The 22085-nt window shown below is 41.2% G+C and carries 23 protein-coding genes; 21 read left to right on the forward strand and 2 right to left on the reverse strand.

Annotated elements, in window-relative coordinates; genetic code table 11:
• Nucleotides 1-4: 4 nt before the first annotated feature.
• From def to DDE80_RS00620, 11 genes are all read left to right on the forward strand, one after another.
• Nucleotides 5-505, forward strand: a complete 501-nt coding sequence (def, locus tag DDE80_RS00570) for a peptide deformylase (protein WP_108305745.1) — start codon at nt 5-7, stop codon at nt 503-505.
• Complete coding sequence (gene fmt, locus DDE80_RS00575; protein ID WP_108305746.1) at nt 502-1434, forward strand: methionyl-tRNA formyltransferase; 933 nt, start codon at nt 502-504, stop codon at nt 1432-1434. Before def ends, fmt begins: the two co-directional genes overlap by 4 nt.
• The gene (gene rsmB, locus DDE80_RS00580; protein ID WP_108305747.1) at nt 1431-2783 is read left to right on the forward strand and encodes a 16S rRNA (cytosine(967)-C(5))-methyltransferase RsmB; all 1353 of its coding nucleotides are present in this window, start codon (nt 1431-1433) and stop codon (nt 2781-2783) included. Before fmt ends, rsmB begins: the two co-directional genes overlap by 4 nt.
• A gap of 30 nt (nt 2784-2813) precedes the next feature.
• Nucleotides 2814-3959 (forward strand): dual-specificity RNA methyltransferase RlmN, encoded by a 1146-nt coding sequence (rlmN, locus tag DDE80_RS00585; RefSeq protein WP_201261472.1) that lies wholly within the window; start codon nt 2814-2816, stop codon nt 3957-3959.
• 4 nt (nt 3960-3963) lie between these two features.
• Nucleotides 3964-4710, forward strand: coding sequence for a Stp1/IreP family PP2C-type Ser/Thr phosphatase (locus DDE80_RS00590; RefSeq protein WP_108305748.1), 747 nt, complete (start codon nt 3964-3966; stop codon nt 4708-4710).
• Nucleotide 4711: 1 nt separating this feature from the next.
• Nucleotides 4712-6691 carry a Stk1 family PASTA domain-containing Ser/Thr kinase gene (gene pknB, locus DDE80_RS00595; protein ID WP_108305749.1) on the forward strand — a complete coding sequence of 660 codons (1980 nt, stop codon included), beginning with the start codon at nt 4712-4714 and terminating at the stop codon, nt 6689-6691.
• A gap of 11 nt (nt 6692-6702) precedes the next feature.
• On the forward strand, nt 6703-7587 hold the full coding sequence (rsgA, locus tag DDE80_RS00600) for a ribosome small subunit-dependent GTPase A (protein WP_108305750.1): 885 nt from the start codon (nt 6703-6705) through the stop codon (nt 7585-7587).
• Nucleotides 7588-7589: 2 nt separating this feature from the next.
• Entirely contained in the window at nt 7590-8255 is a 666-nt protein-coding gene (gene rpe, locus DDE80_RS00605; RefSeq protein ID WP_108305751.1) for a ribulose-phosphate 3-epimerase, read from the forward strand.
• Nucleotides 8252-8899, forward strand: coding sequence for a thiamine diphosphokinase (locus DDE80_RS00610; RefSeq protein WP_108305752.1), 648 nt, complete (start codon nt 8252-8254; stop codon nt 8897-8899). The genes rpe and DDE80_RS00610 overlap by 4 nt, the downstream gene beginning before the upstream one ends.
• Before the next feature lie 3 nt (nt 8900-8902).
• The gene (locus DDE80_RS00615; RefSeq protein ID WP_108305753.1) at nt 8903-10042 is read left to right on the forward strand and encodes an MFS transporter; all 1140 of its coding nucleotides are present in this window, start codon (nt 8903-8905) and stop codon (nt 10040-10042) included.
• Between the two features lie 238 nt (nt 10043-10280).
• Nucleotides 10281-11816 (forward strand): AbgT family transporter, encoded by a 1536-nt coding sequence (locus tag DDE80_RS00620; protein ID WP_108305754.1) that lies wholly within the window; start codon nt 10281-10283, stop codon nt 11814-11816.
• 89 nt (nt 11817-11905) lie between these two features.
• Here the strand turns inward: DDE80_RS00620 and rpmB are convergent, their stop codons facing one another.
• Nucleotides 11906-12094, reverse strand: a complete 189-nt coding sequence (gene rpmB / locus DDE80_RS00625) for a 50S ribosomal protein L28 (protein ID WP_036141262.1) — start codon at nt 12092-12094, stop codon at nt 11906-11908.
• Between the two features lie 247 nt (nt 12095-12341).
• Here rpmB and DDE80_RS00630 point away from each other — a divergent pair, with 247 nt between their 5' ends.
• Together DDE80_RS00630 and DDE80_RS00635 are read left to right on the forward strand one after the other, a co-directional pair.
• Nucleotides 12342-12704, forward strand: a complete 363-nt coding sequence (locus DDE80_RS00630; RefSeq protein ID WP_108305755.1) for an Asp23/Gls24 family envelope stress response protein — start codon at nt 12342-12344, stop codon at nt 12702-12704.
• Nucleotides 12705-12720: 16 nt separating this feature from the next.
• The gene (locus DDE80_RS00635) at nt 12721-14355 is read left to right on the forward strand and encodes a DAK2 domain-containing protein (protein WP_108305756.1); all 1635 of its coding nucleotides are present in this window, start codon (nt 12721-12723) and stop codon (nt 14353-14355) included.
• A gap of 37 nt (nt 14356-14392) precedes the next feature.
• Here the strand turns inward: DDE80_RS00635 and DDE80_RS00640 are convergent, their stop codons facing one another.
• Nucleotides 14393-14707 (reverse strand): DUF5713 family protein, encoded by a 315-nt coding sequence (locus tag DDE80_RS00640; RefSeq protein ID WP_108305757.1) that lies wholly within the window; start codon nt 14705-14707, stop codon nt 14393-14395.
• Nucleotides 14708-14837: 130 nt separating this feature from the next.
• Here DDE80_RS00640 and sdaAB point away from each other — a divergent pair, with 130 nt between their 5' ends.
• The 8 genes from sdaAB (at nt 14838) to acpP (ending at nt 22070) form a co-directional block, all read left to right on the forward strand.
• A complete protein-coding gene (sdaAB, locus tag DDE80_RS00645) occupies nt 14838-15500 on the forward strand; it encodes an L-serine ammonia-lyase, iron-sulfur-dependent subunit beta (RefSeq protein WP_108305758.1) in 663 nt (220 codons plus the stop codon).
• An 11-nt stretch (nt 15501-15511) separates the two neighbouring features.
• Nucleotides 15512-16408 carry an L-serine ammonia-lyase, iron-sulfur-dependent, subunit alpha gene (gene sdaAA / locus DDE80_RS00650; RefSeq protein WP_108305759.1) on the forward strand — a complete coding sequence of 299 codons (897 nt, stop codon included), beginning with the start codon at nt 15512-15514 and terminating at the stop codon, nt 16406-16408.
• Nucleotides 16401-18446 carry an ATP-dependent DNA helicase RecG gene (gene recG, locus DDE80_RS00655; RefSeq protein WP_108305760.1) on the forward strand — a complete coding sequence of 682 codons (2046 nt, stop codon included), beginning with the start codon at nt 16401-16403 and terminating at the stop codon, nt 18444-18446. The genes sdaAA and recG overlap by 8 nt, the downstream gene beginning before the upstream one ends.
• A gap of 86 nt (nt 18447-18532) precedes the next feature.
• Entirely contained in the window at nt 18533-19105 is a 573-nt protein-coding gene (gene fapR, locus DDE80_RS00660) for a transcription factor FapR (protein ID WP_108305761.1), read from the forward strand.
• Entirely contained in the window at nt 19102-20088 is a 987-nt protein-coding gene (gene plsX, locus DDE80_RS00665; RefSeq protein WP_108305762.1) for a phosphate acyltransferase PlsX, read from the forward strand. The genes fapR and plsX overlap by 4 nt, the downstream gene beginning before the upstream one ends.
• Nucleotides 20089-20102: 14 nt before the next feature.
• Complete coding sequence (fabD, locus tag DDE80_RS00670; RefSeq protein ID WP_108305763.1) at nt 20103-21044, forward strand: ACP S-malonyltransferase; 942 nt, start codon at nt 20103-20105, stop codon at nt 21042-21044.
• Entirely contained in the window at nt 21044-21778 is a 735-nt protein-coding gene (gene fabG, locus DDE80_RS00675; protein WP_108305764.1) for a 3-oxoacyl-[acyl-carrier-protein] reductase, read from the forward strand. The genes fabD and fabG overlap by 1 nt, the downstream gene beginning before the upstream one ends.
• Nucleotides 21779-21836: 58 nt before the next feature.
• On the forward strand, nt 21837-22070 hold the full coding sequence (gene acpP / locus DDE80_RS00680; protein ID WP_427901783.1) for an acyl carrier protein: 234 nt from the start codon (nt 21837-21839) through the stop codon (nt 22068-22070).
• Nucleotides 22071-22085: the final 15 nt, after the last annotated feature.

Raw genomic sequence — 22085 nt, forward strand, 5'->3', positions numbered from 1 at the left:
AACAATGACAATTAAAGAAGTAGTAAAACACCCAGCGAAGGTGTTAACAACAAAGACGAAAGAAGTAGAAGTGATTAATGAGGAAATCATAGCGTTGCTTGATGATTTATATGACACGATGATTGAACATGATGGTGTAGGTATCGCTGCTCCGCAAATTGACGTCGGCTTACGCGTAGCAATCGTAGAGATTGGTGATGAGCGAGATATTTTAGAAATGATTAACCCAACGGTACTTGAAACAGACGGGGCAGAGGTAGATATGGAAGGTTGCTTAAGTTTTCCAGGCTTATTTGGTGATGTAGAGCGCCCGACTTACGTACGTATTGAAGCTGCGGATCGCGAAGGCCGTATTTACGAATTAGAAGCGGGTGGCTTTGATGCACGCGCGATTTTACATGAAATTGACCATTTAGATGGCGTGTTATTTAATGATAAAATCACACGTACGTATACGGAAGAAGAAATTGCCGCAATGTATGAAGAAATGGAGGAAGAAGCATGATTTCCATCGTCTTTATGGGGACGCCTGATTTTTCAGCACCCATCTTACGCATGCTTCATGAACAAGGCTATGCGATTAAAGCTGTAGTTACCCAACCGGATCGCCCTGTAGGCCGTAAGCGTATTTTAACACCCCCGCCTGTGAAAGTAGAGGCGTTGTCGCTTGGCTTACCTGTTATTCAACCTGAAAAGTTACGCGGCTCAGCAGAGCTACAGCAAATTATTGATTTGCAAGCAGATTTAATTGTAACGGCAGCTTTCGGCCAAATTTTACCGAAGGAACTGTTAGAAGCCCCGCGCTTAGGTTGCATTAATGTCCATGCTTCGCTACTGCCAAAATACCGTGGTGGTGCACCGATTCATCAAGCGATTATTGACGGTGAAAAAGAAACCGGCGTTACGATTATGTATATGGCCGAAAAATTAGATGCAGGCGATATTATTGCACAAAAAGCGATTGCTATTGAAGCAACTGATCATACGGGAAGCATGTTTGAAAAGCTATCGGTAGTAGGGCGTGATTTACTTGAACAAACGTTACCAAGCATTATTGCTGGTACGAATACACGTACTGTTCAAGACGAAGCTAAAGTAACGTTTGCAAGCAATATTTCACGTGAGCAAGAGCGTATTGATTGGCATAAACCGGCGACGGCTGTATATAACCAAATTCGCGGCTTGCATCCTTGGCCAACCGCTTACACGACTTTAGATGGTTCTAATGTTAAAATTTGGTGGGCGCAACCTGCAATGACAAACGGCGAACCTGGTGAAGTAGTAGCGATTCATAAAGACCATTTTGAAATTGCCGCAAAAGAAGGTAGCATTGCGGTGTATGATTTGCAGCCATCAGGCAAAAAACGTATGTCAGCAGAAGACTATTTAAATGGTGTTGGCGCGAAATTACAGATTGGGGACCGCTTTGAATGAGTAAAAAAAGTGTAGTAATTTGGGACGGTAATGTCCGTGATGCGGCGTTATCAATTTTACTTGCGGTAGATAAAAATCAAGCGTATAGTAACTTACTTTTGCATGAAACGATTAAACGACATAAAATTGAACCGAAAGACCGCGCACTGCTAACTGAGATGACGTACGGTACGTTGCAACATAAAATGACATTAGATTATTACCTCGAACCATTTATCCGCGGGAAAATTGATCATTGGGTACGTTGGTTATTACGCTTGTCCTTATATCAAATGCATTATTTAACACGTATTCCACCACATGCTGCGGTCAATGAAGCGGTAGAAATCGCAAAACGCCGAGGCCATAAAGGTATTGCGTCAACGGTCAACGGTATACTGCGTTCTATTTTGCGTCAAGGTGTACGCTCGACTGATGAAATTACAGATCCTATTGAGCGCCTATCGATTGCGACGAGTCACCCTAACTGGCTAGTTGAACGTTGGGTGGCAGCTTATGGTATGGCAACAACACAAGCGATGCTAGAAGAAAATAATGTGCCACCTATCCAGACAGTGCGTGTGAACTTAACAAAAGGAACAGTAGAAGAAGCAATTACGCATTTGACAGCAGAAGGTATAAAAGTGGAGAGAAGCACACTAATTCCGGAATGCTTACACATTACCGGTGGCCAAGCAGCTCGTACAGCGGCTTTTGGTCAAGGGCTCATTACGATTCAAGACGAAAGTTCGATGCTTCCTGCAACTGTCATGAATCCTCAACCTGATTGGCGCGTATTAGATATGTGTGCAGCACCTGGTGGCAAAACAACCCATTTAGCTGAAAAGATGAACGATGAAGGTTCGATTTTAGCTTTAGATTTACATCCACATAAATTAGAACTAATTGATGAGAATACCGCGCGTCTTGGTTTAGAAAGTATAGATACAGCACCACTTGATGGCCGTAAAGCACCGGAGTATTTAGCGGTGGAGTCATTTGACGCGGTACTTGTCGATGCACCTTGTAGCGGCCTTGGTGTAATGCGTCGTAAACCAGATATTAAATATACGAAGCGGGAAGAAGACCTTGAGAGCTTACAGGCAATTCAGTTGAGCTTATTAAAAGCCGCAACGCGCTTACTAAAGCCAGGCGGTTTATTAATTTATAGTACATGTACGGTAGATAAAACAGAGAATGAAGGTACAGTTGCGCAGTTTTTACAAGATGTTAAGAAGATGCAACTTACACCACTGCAAAATTTACCTGCTGCACTCGATGCTAAGCAAAAAGATGGTATGTTACAAGTATTCCCTCAAGATTTTGGAAGTGATGGTTTCTTCGTAGCAGCGTTTCGTAAACAAGCCTAGTGAAAATTTGAATTAAAGAAGAGGTTTATAATGGAAGAAAAAACATTAAAAAAATTAGATGAACGCATTGATGATTTAGTGGAAGAAGTTGCGGAAAAACCAGCACGTACGAAAAAGGAAAAACCTAATTTAAAAGAATCAATTTACTCATTCCAACCCGAGCAATTACAAGCTTGGTTAAAAGACAATGGCGAAAAACCGTTTCGTGCAGCTCAAATTTTTGAATGGTTATACATTAAACGCGTTAAAACATTTGAAGAAATGTCTAACTTATCAAAGGGACTGCGCAATAAATTAGCGGACAATTTTGCATTAACTACGCTGAAAACTATCATCCAACAAGAATCTAAAGATGGTACGATTAAGTTTTTATTTGAGTTGCAAGATGGCTATGCGATTGAAACGGTATTAATGCGTCATGAGTATGGTAACTCAGTTTGTGTTACGACGCAGGTTGGTTGTCGAATTGGCTGTACATTTTGTGCCTCAACACTCGGTGGGTTAAAGCGCCACCTATTAGCGGGTGAAATTGTAGAGCAAGTTGTAAAAGTGCAACAAGCGTTAGACGAAGTAGACGAGCGTGTCTCACATATCGTAATTATGGGTATTGGTGAGCCGTTTGATAACTACGATGCAATGATGAACTTCTTAAAAGTTGTTAATCATGATAAAGGGTTAAACATTGGTGCGCGTCACATTACGGTGTCCACATCAGGGATTGTGCCAAAAATTTATCAGTTTGCAGATGAGCAATTACAAATTAACTTTGCGGTCTCACTGCACGCACCAAACCAGGAGGCGCGTCAAAAATTAATGCCTATTGCACGTGCTTACAAGTTGGATGAACTGATGGAGGCTGTTCGTTACTATACGAAAAAAACAGGGCGACGTGTTAGTTTTGAGTATGGTTTAATGTCTGGCGAAAATGATTCTGTAGAAGTAGCAGAAGAACTATCAGCGTTAATAAAAGGGATTAAATGCCATGTTAACTTAATTCCTGTTAACTATGTGCCAGAGCGCGATTATATTCGCACATCTCGCAGCAAGATTTTTGCTTTCGAAAAAACATTAAAGAAAAACGGTATTAACGTAACCATTCGTAGAGAACAAGGGTCTGATATTGATGCTGCGTGTGGTCAGTTACGTGCGAAAGAGCGAGAAGAAGAGACGAGGTGACAACGTGAAATACACAGTCGAAAGTGATATTGGGCGCAAGCGTTCAATTAACGAAGACCGTGCCGCATTTGTAACACGTGAAGATGGTCTTCAAATGGCGCTAGTCGCCGATGGTATGGGCGGTCACAATGCAGGTGATGTGGCTAGCCAGATGGCATCAGAAGAAGCGCGTACGTTATTTTTACAAGCGAAGTCAAAAAGTTTTACCACAATGGATAAGAAAAAAGAGTGGTTGTTAGAAACCGTCAAAAAACTTAATAAAACCTTATATCGTTATGCGAGTAGTAATCCAGATTGTAGCGGGATGGGGACGACACTAATTATTGTGCTAATCGAAAAATTGCATTGTTTAATCGCTCATGTAGGCGATAGCCGAGTGTATCACTTTTATGATAATAAAGTGAAACAAATTACGAAGGACCATTCATACGTCAATGCACTTGTAGAGAGCGGCGAGATTAGTGTAGAGGAAGCTGAAAATCACCCGAAAAAAAATGTGATTTTAAAGGCGCTTGGTACAGATAGCCGTGTAGAGCCTGATCTTTATGAAATGATGCTTACGCCTTATTCCTATATATTAGTGTGCTCGGATGGTTTGAGCAACAAGGTAGATATGCGTGCGATGGGGGCTGTCATATTTGATTCCTTATCGCTTCAAGAAAAGGGTAAAAAATTAGTTGAGTTAGCCAACGCTAGTGGCGGAGAAGATAATATTTCCCTTGTGCTTCTAATGAAGGAAGGGGAGAGCTAATATGTTAGAAGGTAAACGTATTAATGATCGCTATAAGATTATTAAAATGATTGGCGGCGGCGGCATGTCAAATGTCTACTTAGCCCACGATATCATTTTAAACCGTGATGTAGCGATTAAAGTGATGCGCTATGATTTTTCTGATCAAGACGAACTGCAACGACGCTTCCAGCGAGAGGCCTTATCTGCAACGAGTTTAACGCATCCTAACATCGTTGACGTTTATGACGTTGGGGATGAAGGGAATTTACATTATATCGTTATGGAATATGTGAAGGGCAAAACGTTAAAACAATACATTCAAGAATATGCCCCGATTTCGCCAGCGCGTTCGGTTTATATTATGAAACAATTAACGTCAGCTATTGCCCATGCGCACGATAATGAAATTATCCATCGAGATATTAAGCCGCAAAATATTTTAATGGACGAAAACGGTGATGTTAAAATTACCGATTTTGGTATAGCGATGACGCTTTCAGCTACAGCGCTAACACAAACCAACTCTGTGCTCGGTACGGTACATTATTTATCGCCTGAGCAAGCGCGAGGAAGCGGCGCTACCCATAAGTCCGATATTTATGCATTAGGGATAGTACTATATGAACTGTTAACAGGGGAACTCCCTTTCTCAGGAGAGTCAGCTGTAGCCATTGCATTGATGCATTTGCAAAGTCAAACACCTTCTGTGCGTGAGATTGATGCAAGCATTCCACAAAGCTTAGAAAACGTTGTACTACGTGCAACTGCCAAGGATCCTTTTAATCGTTACGCATCGGTAGAAGCAATGTATGAGGATTTAGAAACGGTCTTATCACCATCCCGTGAGCATGAAGCGCCGTTTGCTGTAGCGGTAGATGATGATGAAACTAAGGCTATGCCTGTTATTAAAGATGTACCTGTTAATAAAACAACCGACTTAAGTAAAACGGTTGAGCTTGAAACAACGCCGCCAGCAACGGAAGAACCTAGCCATAACAAAAAACGTTGGCGCTTTATTTTAATCGGTTTATTTATTGCGATAGCGCTACCGCTTATTGCGGCATTCTTCTTTACGGACACGTTTCAGCCGAAAAAGACACCTGTACCAGATGTCGCTGACTTAACTGTAGAGGCTGCGACAAAACTGATTGAAGAAGCAGGTTTTTTAGTAGGAGAGACAACTGAGCGCCATGATGCAGAAATCGAAGAAGGTAAAGTGATTGAAACATCACCTAAGGCTGGTACATTACGCATGAAAAATGCAGATGTTGACCTTATTATTAGCAAGGGCGAGGCGCTAGTAGAAATGCCGGATTATACAGGACGGAAGTATGAGCAATTGAAAAAGAGCATAGATAAAGAAAACTTCAAAAGTGTACGCATTGAAGAAACCTATGATGATACCGTAGTCGCTGGCGTTATTATTACGCAAGATCCGATGCCAGGTAAGGAAGTATCGATTAAAAATACTGATGTTGTACTAACGGTGAGTAAAGGTCAAGATAGCATTACAGTAGCGGATTTAACGGGCTATAATCATGCAGGGCTCGAAAATTATGCGCTAACATCAGGGCTTAAAGTACATGTTGGTAGTGAAGAATTTTCGGATAGTGTTCAAAAGGGGAACGTCATTCGACAGTCACCACAAGCAGGTTCTAGCTTAGCTAAAGGTTCTACCATTAGTGTTACTTTATCAAAGGGTCCAGCAGCTAAACCGACAAAAACGTATATTCAGACGATTGAAATCCCATATGAAATGAATGTGGACGAGGACAATGACGATGAGGAGGAAAAGCCAAAAGCACCGAAGCAAAAGGTAGCGATTTATGTGCAAGATAAAACACATACGATGGCAGATCCACTCGAAACTATTGAAATTGATGAAACAACAAAGTACCGTGTTCGTATGGAAGTTGAACAAGGGCAAAAAGCAAGTTTCCGTATTATTAGCGATGGTAAAGTTATCGCTGAAGAAACGGTAGCTTATGATGATATTTAAGGAGGAGTTAAATGGCTAAAGGACAAATTCGTAAGGCATTGAGCGGGTATTATTATGTTTACGATGACGGCGAGCTTATACAGTGTCGTGGTCGCGGTATTTTTCGTAATAGAGGCGAGTCGCCACTTGTAGGAGATATAGTGGAGTACAGCAACGAAACCGCAGGCTCAGATGGTGCAATTGAAGCGATACTACCACGTCATAATGCATTAGTGCGCCCTCCAATTGCCAATGTAGATCAAGCGATATTGGTATTTTCAGTGAAAGAACCTGATTTTAATACCATTTTACTCGACCGTTTTTTGGTCGCGTTAGCGTCCTACCAAGTAACACCTATAATTTGTTTAACTAAAATGGATTTATTAACAGCGGAGGAAAAGCAACAAATTAACGTATATCAGCAAGCTTACGAGAAAATTGGCTATACGGTTATTACTGCCTACAAAGATGAGCCTCATTTATTGGAGAAGCTTAGCCCACTATTAGCGCATAAAACGACTGTACTCGCTGGACAATCAGGGGTTGGCAAATCCACATTATTAAATACCTTATTGCCACAGCTTGCTTTGAAAACAGGAGAAATCTCGCAAAGCTTAGGGCGCGGTAAGCATACGACGCGCCACGTTGAGCTAATTGAAGTAGCAGACGGTTTACTCGCTGATACACCGGGATTTAGTTCATTTGATTTTAATACGATTGAACGTGAAGCATTAACGTATTGCTTTCCCGAAATTGCGCATTACGCAGAAGATTGTAAATTTAGAGGTTGTTTGCATAAGCAAGAACCAAAATGTGCAGTAAAAGTTGCCGTAGCAAATGGCGATATTGAAGCATATCGCTTTAAACATTACGAACAGTTTTTGCAAGAAATTATGGACAGAAAGCCGAGGTACTAATCATGATAAAAATTGCCCCTTCTATTTTAGCAGCAGATTTTGGGAAATTAGTAGAGGAAGTAAAAGATGTAGAGCGTGCAGGCGCTGATTTAATTCACGTAGATGTAATGGACGGTCACTTTGTACCAAATATTTCATTTGGCGCTATCGCTATGGATGCAATTCGTCCGCATACTGATTTACCGCTAGATGTTCATTTAATGATTGAAAATCCCGATCAATATATCGAGCAATTTGCTAAAGCGGGTGCTGCTTATATTACGGTGCATGTAGAAGCATGCAAGCATTTACACCGTACGATTCAGTTAATTCGTTCATTCGGGGTAAAGCCAGGTGTGGTATTAAATCCACACACACCAATCGAGTCAATTCAGCATGTGCTAGAGGATATTGACATGGTGTTATTTATGACGGTTAACCCTGGTTTTGGTGGTCAGAAATTTATTCATTCCGTGGTGCCTAAAATTGCAGCACTTTCTGCCATTATTAAAGAACGTAACCTTGACATTGCTATTGAAATTGACGGTGGTATTAATGAAGAAACAATTGTACCTTGTGCCAAAGCAGGTGCAACTATTTTTGTTGCAGGTTCAGCAATTTATAATAAAGAAGACCGCGCCAAAGCATTACAAACCATTCGTCAAGCAGGAGAGCTTGCGTTAGTATGACGCGCGTTGTCATTTGTGCGGGAGGTCCAGTTGAAGAACTGTGTGACCTCCTTTCTTATGTAGATAAAGAGACGATTGTAATTGGCGCAGATCGTGGTGTTCTTTATTGTTTAGCCCAAGGGATTACTCCGCACGATAGCATAGGCGACTTTGATTCAGTAACGCCTGAAGAATGGCAACAACTTAAACAAACGACAACGAATATTACGCGTTACCCAGCTGAAAAAGATGAGACAGATACTAATCTCGCTTTACAAAAAGCTTTACAGTATAACCCGATGGAAGTAATGGTAACGGGTGTTACAGGTGGGCGTTTGGATCATTACGAAGCTGTTTTACGCAAGATTTATGCGTTGCAATTGCAGTTTCCTCATGTCATCTGGCGTATTGTAGCTAAGCATAATGAAGTGCGATTTTTGCTACCTGGCACAACACATATTAAACCGAGCAAATTTCCATACGTCTCGTTTTTTGCGTATGGTGGCGATGTGCAAGATGTAACAATTCGTGGGTTAAAATATGAAACAACGAATGAACGAATGCCAATGACGAGCGGTTTATTTACGAGTAATGAATTTATTGCGAGTAGCGCAACGGTGACTTTTCACCAACAAACAATTTTAATGATTATGAGTGGAGATTAATTTATGCAAGCACATCAGCGTTTAAAAGGATTTAACCTTGTATATTTCGGTATGCTTGCGTTATTTATTCCCTTTTTACCAGTTTTTCTAAGTGAACAAGGACTAACAACGAAGCAAATTGGTTTTATTGTAGGTACAGGCGGTTTTGTCACAATTATTACGCAACCTTTATGGGGGATGATTAGTGATAAAACAAAGGCGATGCGTCGTGTTATGCTATTGCTTTTATTGCTTGCGACGATCCTTGGCTATTTATTGTTTACTGCCGAACAGTTCGGATGGCTCATTGCTTATTCAATGGGTGTGTATTTTTTCTTGATGGCATTAGACCCTTTAACCGAAAGCCTTAATTTTACGATTGCTGAACGCGCTCAAACGAGTTACGGAGCTATTCGTACATACGGTGCCCTCGGCTATGCTTTAGCCTCTCTCACAGCTGGTTATGTAATGAACTGGTTTGGGATGAATAGCATCGCCATCTTTTTTGTTTTACTTGGGATGGTAGGGTTGCTTATTATGGTAACGATGCCGAATGTAGCTGGCTCTTCATCACCTGTCACATTCGGCGCTTTGATGACATTTTTCCGCGATAAAAAAACGATGTTATTTTTACTATTAGTATTTATTAGTTCGGTGCCTGCACGCATGAATGATACATTTTTAGGCGTGCATATTCGAGCGTTAGGTGGTACAACAGAGCAAGTAGGTCAAGCATTTTTCTTTGCGGCAGGTAGTGAGATTTTAGTGTTTGCTTTAAGCTTTTGGTGGTTGAAAAAGGGGAAAGAGTTATTAACGATTACGATAGCGGCCTTTTTCTTCTTCTTGCGTTTTTTACTATCGGCCTTTGTAGCTGATCCGCAAATTATTGCTTTTTTACAAGTGTTACAAATGCTAACATTTCCCGTGTTTTATACAGCAGCAATTCAGTATTTATACCGTATTGTGCCTGAGGAGTGGCGTGCTACCGGCCAAACGATTTTAGCTTTATTGTTCTTTGGTGTCTCAGGTATTATTGCATCGTATGCAGGTGGTATTTTATATGATGTAGTAGGAGGCAAGCTTTTCTATTTAACGCTTGCTAGTCTGTCCTTAATTGGCACATTATTTGGTAGTTTGTTATACAGAAAATTTGAATTTCATTAAAATATTTTGCTATCTTATCTGCGGATAAGGTAGCTTTTTTTATATGATATTTGGTTTTTATGTTAAATTTTCGGTTGTTAAAAGGTAGAATTATCAAAAAAACGACTTATAAGAGAAAAAATTAAGAATAATAAGCATTTTTTGAATAAATAAAGTAATTCGGGGAGAGGAAATATCATGCTATATTGGATGATGATAAAATTCGACACTATGTTGAAGTAATTAAAGGAGGCCGTTTATGGAAACGGAAAAAAGAAGTTTTTTTCAAAAGTTCCTCAATGTAATTGAGAGGACGGGTAACCGTTTACCTCACCCTGTCACACTATTCTTTTTATTAGCTGTTGGTGTGCTAGTTTTATCAGCAGTTGTATCTTGGCTCGGTATTTCAGTTGAGCATCCTGGTAAACCGGGTGAGACGGTTGAAGTTGTTAACTTACTAAATGGTGAAGGTATCCATTATATCTTTACAAATTTAGTACCAAACTTTACAGGCTTTAAGCCGCTAGGTGTTGTACTTGTAACGATGCTTGGTATTGGTGTAGCTGAAGGTTCAGGCTTAATTAGCGCAATTTTACGTGGCTTTGTCATGTCAGTGCCAAAACGTTTTATTACACTCGGTTTAGTATTTGCGGGAATTATGTCATCTGTAGCTTCAGATGCAGGTTATGTTGTATTGCCACCATTAGGTGCGATTTTGTTCCTCGCTTTAGGACGCCATCCAATCGCTGGTTTAACAGCAGCATTTGCTGGGGTATCAGGTGGTTTTAGTGCCAACTTATTATTATCTGGCACCGATGCATTACTTGGTGAGTTTACGATTATGTCAGCTGAGATTATTGACCCAGCTTACGCAGCCAATATGACGATTGCAATGAACTATTACTTCATTGCAGCATCTGTGCTTGTTTTAACATTCGTAGGTGCTTGGGTAACAGAACGTATCGTAGAACCTCGTTTAGGTGAGTATCAAGGTAAACATACGGAAACAATGGATAAACTAACACGTGCAGAAATTAAAGGTATTGTATGGGCATTTGTAGCCGCACTTGTTGCATCAGTGCTATTTGCCTTACTTGTGTTAGTACCAGGCGCACCGCTACGTGGTGTAGAAGGTGAGATGCCAATTGTTAAGTCACCATTTATGAAAGATGGATTAGTGCCAATCTTAGCGATTTTATTCCTTATCCCAGGTATTGTTTATGGTATAGTTACAAAAACGATTCGTAGTGATAAAGATGTAGCTAAAATGATGGCAGATACGATGTCTTCAATGGGTATGTTTATTGTACTATCATTTGTTATCGCACAATTTGTAGCGTACTTTACAACATCAAACTTAGGTTTAGTGCTTGGTGTTTACGGCGCAGAATTTTTACAAAGTATTAGCTTAACGGGCATCCCGTTACTTATTCTCTTTATTTTAATTGCGGCATTTATTAACTTATTTATTGGTAGTGCTTCAGCTAAGTGGGCAATCATGGCACCTGTTTTTGTGCCAATTATGATGCGACTTGGTTATTCGCCAGAGCTTACACAAATGGCTTACCGTATTGCTGACTCATCGACCAATATTATTTCGCCGTTAATGACGTATTTTGCGATGGTTATTGCCTTTGCTCAGAAGTACGATAAAAAAATGGGAATTGGTACATTAATTTCGGTAATGTTCCCGTATTCAATGTTCTTCTTATTATTCTGGACAATTACACTAATTGTATGGATGCTTCTAGGTATTGACTTAGGACCAGGTGCACCAATTTACTATACGCCATAATAAAAATGAGCTGCGTGCATGCAGCTCATTTTTTGTACAACGAAAAAAGACGCAGCGACTAATCGCTACGTCTTTTTTATAAGCGTCTATTAAACGCGCTCTACTTTACCTGATTTTAATGCACGAGCAGAAACCCATACACGTTTCGGTTTACCATCAACTAAGATACGAACTTTTTGAAGGTTGGCACCCCAAGTACGTTTGTTAGCGTTAAGAGCGTGCGAACGGTTGTTACCAGTACGCGCGCGACGTCCAGTAATGACACATTGTTTTGGCATGTTGTGTTCCCTCCTTACTGTAAATGCTGAAAAGTTTTCAGTTCGATATTTCACATACCATAATAATTTAACATACAGTTAAAATCAGTGCAAGACATTTTACACAACCTTTCAAGAAAAAAGCCTTTACACCATAAAATTGTGACAGCAAACTATCGCGAATAATGGTGTGACGTGTTATATTGCTTAAAGCAAAATGAAAATGGTACAATAGATTTTAGTGAAAATGAGTCAAGGAGGCATTATTATGGCAATCGAACTGAAAAGTGAATTTGGCCAAATTGATATTTCTAATGATGTAGCTGCACAAATTGTAGGTAGCGCGGCAATTGAATGTTACGGTATTGTAGGTATGGCGTCTAAACATCAAATCAGAGATGGCTTAACAGATATTTTACGTAAAGAGAATTTTGCTAAAGGGGTTATTGTACGCCCACAAGCGGATGGCTTACATATTGATATGTATATTATCGTAAGCTACGGCACAAAAATTTCTGAAGTCGCTTATCAAGTACAATCCAAAGTAAAATATACAGTAAATAAAACACTAGGCATGGACGTAAAAGCAGTAAATATTTATGTGCAAGGCGTACGTGTTATGAACGTGTAAGGAGGAACTTTTACTAATGCAGTTTTTAGACGGAATAAAGTTTGCTGAGATGGTACAAATGGGTGCGCATCATTTATACCAAAATGCAAACTACGTAGATTCTTTAAACGTATTTCCAGTGCCAGATGGTGATACAGGTACAAATATGAATTTATCAATGACTTCAGGTGCTAAAGAAACAGAGGCGCAAGCAAGCTCACATATTGGTAAAACAGCGCAAGCTTTATCAAAAGGCTTATTAATGGGTGCGCGTGGTAACTCAGGCGTTATTTTATCACAGTTGTTCCGCGGCTTTGGTAAAGCGATTGAACAAGCTGAACAAATTGATGCGAAACAATTTGCACAAGCTTTCCAAGCAGGTGTTGATACAGCATATAAAGCGGTAATGAAACCGGTTGAAGGTACAATTTTAACAGTGGCACGTGTAGCAGCGGAAAAAGGCATGCAATTAGCTGAAACAGAGACAGATATTGTTGCTTTAATGGAAGGCTTTACAAAAGAAGCAAAAATTGCACTAGATAGCACACCAGATTTATTACCTGTACTAAAAGAAGTCGGTGTAGTAGATAGTGGTGGTCAAGGGCTATTATTCGTATATGAAGGTTTTTTAGCCTCATTAAAAGGCGAAGCTTTACCTGCTAAAAACGATGCATCTTTAAATGATTTAATTAATGCAGAGCATCATCGTGTACAAGACTTTATGAGTACAGAAGACATTGAGTTTGGGTATTGTACAGAAATTATGGTGCGCTTCGAAGACGATAAAGAACCATTTAATGAAGACGATTTCCGTAATGCATTAGCAGAACTAGGTGACTCGTTATTAGTAATTTCTGATGATGAAGTAGCAAAGGTGCACGTGCATACCGAAACGCCAGGTAACGTTATGACAATCGGTCAAAAATACGGTAGTTTAATTAAAATTAAAGTAGATAATATGCGTGAGCAACATTCAGCAATCGTTAACGAGGAGCAACCTGTAGCTAAAGAAACACATCCTTATGCAATTGTTACGATTGCAATGGGCGAGGGTGTAGCTAATTTACTGCGTAGCATTGGTGCATCTTATGTTATTGAGGGCGGCCAAACGATGAACCCTTCAACAGAGGATATTGTAAAAGCTGTTAAAGAAATTAACGCAGAGCGCGTATTGATTTTACCAAACAATAAAAATATTGTGATGGCAGCGGAGCAAGCAGTAGAGTTACTTGATATTGAAGCTGCAGTTGTCACAACGAAAACGATTCCACAAGGTATGGCAGCTATTTTAGCTTTCAACCCTGATGCGAGTGTAACAGAAAACAAAGAAACGATGACTGAAGCTTTTGCTGATGTAAAAACAGGTCAAGTGACATTTGCTGTGCGCGATACATCGATTGATGGTGTCGAGATCCATAAAGATGATTTTATGGCATTAGCGGAAGGCAAAATTGTTGCCTCTACTAAAACAATGGCAGAAGCGGCACAAACAGTAGCGACGCAACTAGTGGATGAGGATGCCGAAATTGTAACGATTATTTTCGGTGAGGATGCAACGGAACAACAGGCAGCTGATTTAGCCACATTCATCGAGTCGTTAAATGAAGATGTTGAAGTAGAACTGTTTAACGGTAAGCAGGCACTATACCCATTCATCATTTCAGTAGAATAAGACCAACAAGCGGTGACGTCATGTCACCGCTTATTTTTTACCAATCACGCTCACGCAATGCTTCCTCGATGTCTAGTGTAATGCTATAGTAATCAAGCATTGTCATTACAGTCTCCGCAATATCCTCACGTGCCACCGTTTCAATTTCACTATTATGCGCGTAAAATGTTTCAGCCAAATCGTTGATACTACTAACAGCCACATCAAGTGCTTGTTGCACACGTACTAAATCCTCGCTGTGATGTTGTATGATTTGCTCAGCTGTTTGTAAATAACTTTTAATGCGATCCACCAAAAAATTAGGGTAGTAATCATCCCGATACATATCTACTAAATAAAGTTCTTCCTTCATAAGCTAACCTCCCCTATAACCTGTCTATTATTTGTATCATAAACGCAAAATTTCGACAATATACACAAAAGTTCTTATTTTATTTGTTTCGTGATAAAATAATCGCAATGAAAATGAAGGAGGGTGCAAGATGAAATTTACATCCGTGTTTGATATTATTGGGCCTGTTATGATTGGCCCGTCATCATCGCATACAGCAGGCGCCGCACGTATTGGTCGAGTGGCACGTGATTTATTTGGTCGTCAACCAAAGCGCGTAACTATCCATCTTTTTGGCTCGTTTGCTGAAACGTATAAGGGGCATGGCACAGACGTAGCTATTATTGGCGGTCTGCTGGACTATGATACGTATGATGAGCGCATTAAAACCTCGTTTGCCGATGCAGAGGCGCAGGGGCTAGCGTTTGAGTTTATTCCTGAGACGGCGCATACAGAGCACCCGAATACAGCGCGTATTGTGATGGAAGACGATAAGGGTGAAATGTCTGTTGTTGGGATATCCATTGGCGGTGGTAAAATTGAGGTAAGTGAAGTGAACGGCTTTAAGTTACGCTTAACAGGTGGTATGCCAGCTATTTTAGTCGTGCATGATGACCGAGCAGGTTGCATTGCCAATGTAGCTAACTGTTTAGCGATGCATAGCGTTAATATCGGTCATATGGAAGTATCACGCATTGAACGCGGTTTAACAGCATTAATGGTCATTGAAGTAGATCAAAATATAGAAGACAGAGTGTTGCAACAAATATCCTTAATTCCGAATATTAATAAAGTATCAAAAATCAATACGTAGGGGGCACAACGATGGATGTATTATTTCACAACGTTAGAGAGTTAGTAGAGCGTGCCGAAACGGAACAGAAGTCAATTGCTATGCTTATGCAAGAACAGGAAGCAGCGATTAGTGGACGCACTGTAGCAGAGATTCGTGCTCAAATGAAAAATAACTTAACGGTTATGGCAACAGCTGTTGAAAGAGGTTTACAAGGCGTGCAATCTGTCACAGGCCTAACAGGTGGTGACGCTGTGCTGTTACAAAATTATATTGCGAGCGGCAAAGGCTTAGCAGGGGATATGCTACTAGATGCGGTAAGTAAAGCAGTAGCGACAAATGAAGTGAATGCGGCGATGGGAACGATTTGTGCAACGCCAACGGCAGGTTCCGCTGGTGTAGTGCCAGGGGTATTATTTGCCGTTAAGCATAAGCTTAATCCTACAGAGGAGCAGATGATTGATTATTTGTTTACAACAGGGGCATTCGGTTTTATTGTAGCGAATAATGCTTCCATTTCTGGTGCAGCTGGCGGGTGTCAAGCGGAGGTCGGTTCCGCTGCAGCAATGGCAGCTGCAGGTGTAGTAGAAATGGCGGGAGGAAGTGCGCAACAAAGTGCAGAAGCCTTTGCGATTACGATGAAAAATATGCTAGGCTTAGTATGTGATCCTGTTGCAGGTTTAGTCGAAGTGCCATGTGTTAAACGTAATGCAATGGGAGCGGCTAATGCTATTGTAGCTGCTGATATGGCGTTAGCAGGTATTACGAGTCGCATTCCGTGTGATGAAGTAATTGGTGCAATGTTCCGCATTGGACAATCGATGAGCCCAAATTTAAAAGAAACGGCTCGAGGCGGTCTAGCGGCAACGCCAACCGGTCGTGCAATAGCAGCAAAAATATTTGGAGGAGCTGTTATGCAAGGTGAGTGAAGGCATACAACAATCGATAACTGTCCTTAAAGGTGTGGGTAAGGAAACAGCGGATAATTTACAGGCGTTAGGTATCGAGACGATTGAGGATTTACTATTTACCTTTCCTGCAAGGCATGAGGATGTGCGCTTAAAAGATTTGGCTGAAACACCCCATAATGAAAAAGTAACGGTAGAAGCACGCGTTGAGAGTGAGCCTACCGTTTTTTATACGGGAAGAAAAAATCGGTTGCAAGTGCATATTTTAGCGGGGCGTTATTTGGTAAAAGCGGTATTTTTTAATCAAGCCTATTTAAAAAATAAACTACACGTAGGGGATACCGTAACTATTACAGGTAAGTGGGATAAAGGTAGACAAAGCATAAGTGCAAGCCGTATCGAATTTGGCCCGAAAACGCAGCAAATGGATTTTGAGCCTGTTTACGCTTTGCGTGGCAAAGTAACAAAAAAGCGCTTTACTACGTTTATTCAAACGGCATTGCAAACTTACCAAGAGGTTATCCCAGAAACGTTACCTTTATTTTTACGTGAAAAATACCGTTTATTGCCGATTGTAGATGCCTTATATGCTGTACACTTTCCTAAGAGTGTACAGCATGCCAATCAAGCGCGACGCCGCTTCGCCTATGAAGAATTACTTCACTTCCAATTGCGCATTCAAGCGTTACGAAAACTGCGCTTAAATGAAGAAGGCGGTAGAGCAATTTCTTATAATTTACCACTTGTTAAAGCGCTCATTACACGTTTGCCGTATGAGTTAACAGGTGCACAAAAACGTGTGGTCAATGAAATATTTCGTGATATTAAATCCCCTTATCGTATGAATCGACTTTTGCAAGGGGATGTTGGCTCTGGGAAAACCGTCGTAGCAGCACTCGCCTTATATGCTGTTGTAACGGCAGGTTATCAAGGTGCATTAATGGCGCCTACCGAAATTTTAGCAGAACAACATAGCGTTTCTTTAGCAGAGTGGCTCGCCCCTTTAGGCGTTCGACTCGCTATGCTTTCGGGTTCTACTAAAACAAAAGTACGTCGTGAAGTATTAGCGCACTTAGCGAGCGGAGAAATTGATATCGTCATCGGTACACATGCGTTAATTCAACCAGATGTCGAGTTTAAACAATTAGGTTTAGTCATTACGGATGAACAGCATCGGTTCGGCGTGTCCCAGCGACGTATACTGCGTGATAAAGGAGAACAACCCGATGTGCTTTTTATGACAGCAACCCCGATACCGAGAACGTTAGCTATTACAGCTTTTGGGGAGATGGATGTATCAGCCATTGATGAAATGCCTGCAGGGCGTAAAGTAATTGAAACTCATTGGCTACGCCCTGAGAAGATGTCCGCTGTTTTTGAAAGGTTAACATTAGAACTACAAGCGGGGCGTCAAGCGTATGCCATCTGCCCACTAATTGAAGAGTCAGATAAACTTGATGTGCAAAATGCGGTAGAGTTATATGAGCAACTCGCTAGCTTTTATGAAGGTAAATTTACAGTAGGATTAATGCACGGACGCTTGCCTACAGATGAAAAAGAGCGTGTTATGCGAGATTTTTCGAACGGTGATATTACGGTATTAGTCTCAACAACAGTAGTAGAGGTAGGTGTAAACGTACCAAATGCAACCTTTATGCTTATAACAGATGCCGAACGTTTTGGCTTAGCACAACTGCATCAGTTGCGCGGACGGGTAGGTCGTGGTGAGCACCAGTCGTATTGTGTATTATTAGCTGATCCTAAAACGGATGAAGGCAAAGAGCGTATGATGGCTATGACAGCTACGAACAACGGTTTTGAATTAGCTGAAAAAGACTTAGCACTTCGCGGACCGGGTGACTTTTTTGGGCGTAAACAGAGTGGATTGCCTGAATTTAAGATGGCAGATCTTGTGGAAGACTACCGTATTTTAGATGTAGCAAGGCAAGATGCGGTAGATTTATTACAGCGTGATGATTTTTGGCAAAACCCTCTCTATACCCCACTACAAGAAATGCTAAAGCAGAGCGGGGTGCTAGATGGTGAGCGATTTGATTAAAAAATGGCTTGCAATCTAATTTATGAATTATTATACTGATGTTAGTACCAAGTGCTAATATCTGATAAAAGAAGGTGGCAGTTGACGTGAGAAAACCGAAGAAAGAACGTCAGCAATTGTTAGTAGAAACGATTACTGACAATCCATTCGTTACAGACGAGCAGTTAGCCACGCAATTTGATGTTAGCGTGCAGACGATTCGTTTAGATCGTATGGAGTTAGCAATACCTGAGTTACGTGAGCGAATTAAGGATGTAGCGGCAAGGACATATGAGAACGAAGTAAAATCTTTACCGCTTGACGAAGTAATCGGGGATATTATCGATATTGAGCTTGATAAACGAGCGTTATCTATTTTTGATGTGGGCGAGGAGCATGTATTTCAGCGTAATGGCATTGCTAGAGGGCACCATTTATTTGCCCAAGCGAATTCATTAGCGGTAGCAGTCATTGACGATGAATTAGCATTAACCGTATGTGCTGAAATCTTCTTCACAAAGCCTGTACGTGCAGGTGACCGCGTGATTACAAAAGCGGTAGTAACTAAACAAAACAGTGAGAAAAACCGAACGCATGTAACGGTAACTTCTACTGTGGATAATAAAAATGTCTTTAAAGGCGAATTTGAAATGTATCGTACAAGAGGTGACAACGAATGATTATTGCAGTAGATGGCATGGGTGGCGATAATGCACCACAAGCCGTAATTGAAGGCGTATACCAGGCATTAGAGGCGTTCCCTGAATTAACGATTCATTTATATGGACAGCAACAAGTGATGCAACCGTATTTAAAGGCACATGAACGAATCCAAATTGTAGCGTGTTCGGAAGTTGTTGAGGCAACGGATGACGCGGCACGTGCGGTACGCCGTAAAAAAGATTCTTCAATGGCGCGCATTTTACAAGCGGTTAAAGAAGGGCAAGCGGACGCTTGCTTATCAGCGGGGAATACGGGTGCATTAATGGCAGGTGGGCTATTTCAAGTAGGGCGTATTGAAGGTATTGCACGACCTGCATTAGCGACAACGCTTCCTACAATTGATGGTAAGGGCTTTTTAATGCTAGATTTAGGTGCTAATGCTGACCCAAAACCCGAGCATTTAGCGCAGTATGCAGTGATGGGCAATGTTTATGCACAAAAGGTACGTAAACTAGCTACACCACGTGTTGGGTTACTCAATATTGGTACAGAGGAACAAAAAGGCAATGAGCTAACTAAGGCAGCATTTCCGTTAATTCAACAAGAAGCACTTAACTTTGAGGGCAATGTGGAGTCACGTGAGTTATTAAACGGTGTAGCAGATGTGGTTGTGACAGACGGCTTTACTGGCAATATGGTGTTAAAGTCTATTGAAGGTACAGCTGTAACTATGTTTACGATGCTAAAAGAAGCCTTCACGTCTTCTACTAAAGCTAAGTTAGGTGCTGTGTTAGCCAAGGACGGTTTACGCGGTATTAAAACCAAAATGGATTATACCGAGTATGGTGGTGCAGCGCTATTTGGTTTAAAAGCACCTGTTATTAAAGCGCATGGCTCATCAAACGCCAAAGCAATTTTTAGCGCGTTACGTCAAGCTAAAGAAATGGTGGAGTATGATGTAACAGCTACAATTCAACAAACGATTGCAAAATCAAACTAAAGGGGTTTTTTATAATGGCAACAATCGCATTTATTTTTCCGGGGCAAGGCTCACAAACTGTCGGGATGGGGCAGCAATTTGTAGCGGAGCATGAAGATAGTAAAGCAATTTATGAGACAGCAAACACGGCGCTAAATTATGATTTAGCTAAGTTAATGCTTGAAGGACCTCAAGAAGAGCTAACATTAACGTATAATGCACAGCCTGCATTACTAACAACAGGTGTTATGGTAGCAGAGCGCTTAAAGCAAGCTGGTATCGCGCCTCACTATGTTGCAGGGCACTCATTAGGAGAATATAGCGCACTTGTTGCGTCAGGTGTTATGCAATTTACAGATGCGGTTGTTGCTGTACATAAGCGCGGCTTATTTATGGAAGAAGCCGTACCAGCAGGTGAGGGCGCAATGGCAGCCATTTTAGGTATGGATGCTGACAAGTTAACAAGTGTGACAGAGCGCATTACTAAACAAGGTGATACAGTGCAACTGGCTAACTTAAATTGCCCAGGACAAATTGTAATTTCTGGTACTAAAGCTGGTGTGGATAAGGCTTGTGTTTTAGCGAAAGAGGAAGGCGCAAAGCGTGCGATTCCATTAGTAGTGAGTGGACCTTTCCACTCGTCGTTAATGACACCAGCAGCAGAAAAACTAGGTGCGGTACTTGCACAATTGCCATTAACAGAAGGAGCTGTGCCGCTGATTGGTAATGTGACAGCAGATGTTGTAGCGGTGAGTGATATGCAACAAGAGCTTGTCGCGCAAGTTTATAGCCCTGTACGTTGGGAAGAAAGTGTGCGCAAAATGATTGACTTAGGCGTGGATACTTTTATTGAGTGCGGGCCTGGTAAAGTATTATCAGGTTTAGTGAAAAAAGTAGACCGTTCTGTAACAACATACTGCGTGTATGATGAAGCGAGTTTACAAGCAGTAGTAGAAGCGGCAAAGGAGTGGGCATAATGACAAAAACAGCAGTAGTAACAGGTGCATCGCGCGGTATTGGTCGTGCGATTGCATTAAAGTTAGCACAAGACGGCGCCAATGTTGTCGTTAACTATAGTGGCTCACAAGCAAAAGCTGAGGAAGTTGTAGCAGAAATAAAAGCGCTTGGACAACAGGCAATTGCTGTGCAAGCTAACGTGGCAGATGCAGATGAAGTAAAAGCGTTGATGGGTGCTGCAATGGATGCTTTCGGTTCAATTGATATTTTAGTTAACAATGCAGGTATTACACGTGATAATTTGTTAATGCGTATGAAGGAAGACGAGTGGGATAGCGTAATGGCTACGAACTTAAAAGGCGTATTTTTATGTACAAAAGCTGTAGCACGTCAAATGATGAAACAGCGCGCAGGCCGTATTATTAATGTTGCTTCAATTGTAGGCGTTGCAGGTAATGCGGGTCAGGCAAATTACGTAGCAGCTAAAGCAGGTGTTATCGGTTTAACAAAAACGACAGCAAAAGAGCTAGCTGCACGTAATATTTTAGTGAACGCTGTAGCCCCTGGCTTTATTGCAACCGATATGACAGAGGAGTTACCACAAGATGTTAAGGATGCGATGCTTACGCAAATTCCTCTAGCTAAACTTGGGCAACCAGAGGACGTTGCTAATGTGGTTGCTTTCTTAGCGTCAGAAGGCGCAAACTATATGACAGGCCAGACGCTTCATATCGACGGCGGCATGGTAATGTAAGTAAAGCTGTTAAAATCACACGATTTTTATTATACTCAATTGAGGGGAGGTGAATGACTTGACAGTATTAGAGCGCGTAACTAAAGTAATCGTTGACCGTTTAGACGTTGAAGAGAACAAAGTAACACCAGAAGCTTCATTCCGTGAAGATTTAGGTGCTGACTCTTTAGACGTAGTAGAACTAGTAATGGAACTTGAGGACGAGTTTGAGATGGAAATCTCGGACGAGGACGCAGAAAAAATTACAACAGTAGGTTCTGCGGTATCATACATCGAAAGCAAATTAGGCTAATATAGTCTTGCGAGG

The organism is Metalysinibacillus jejuensis, assembly GCF_003057615.1.
GTDB lineage: Bacteria > Bacillota > Bacilli > Bacillales_A > Planococcaceae > Metalysinibacillus > Metalysinibacillus jejuensis.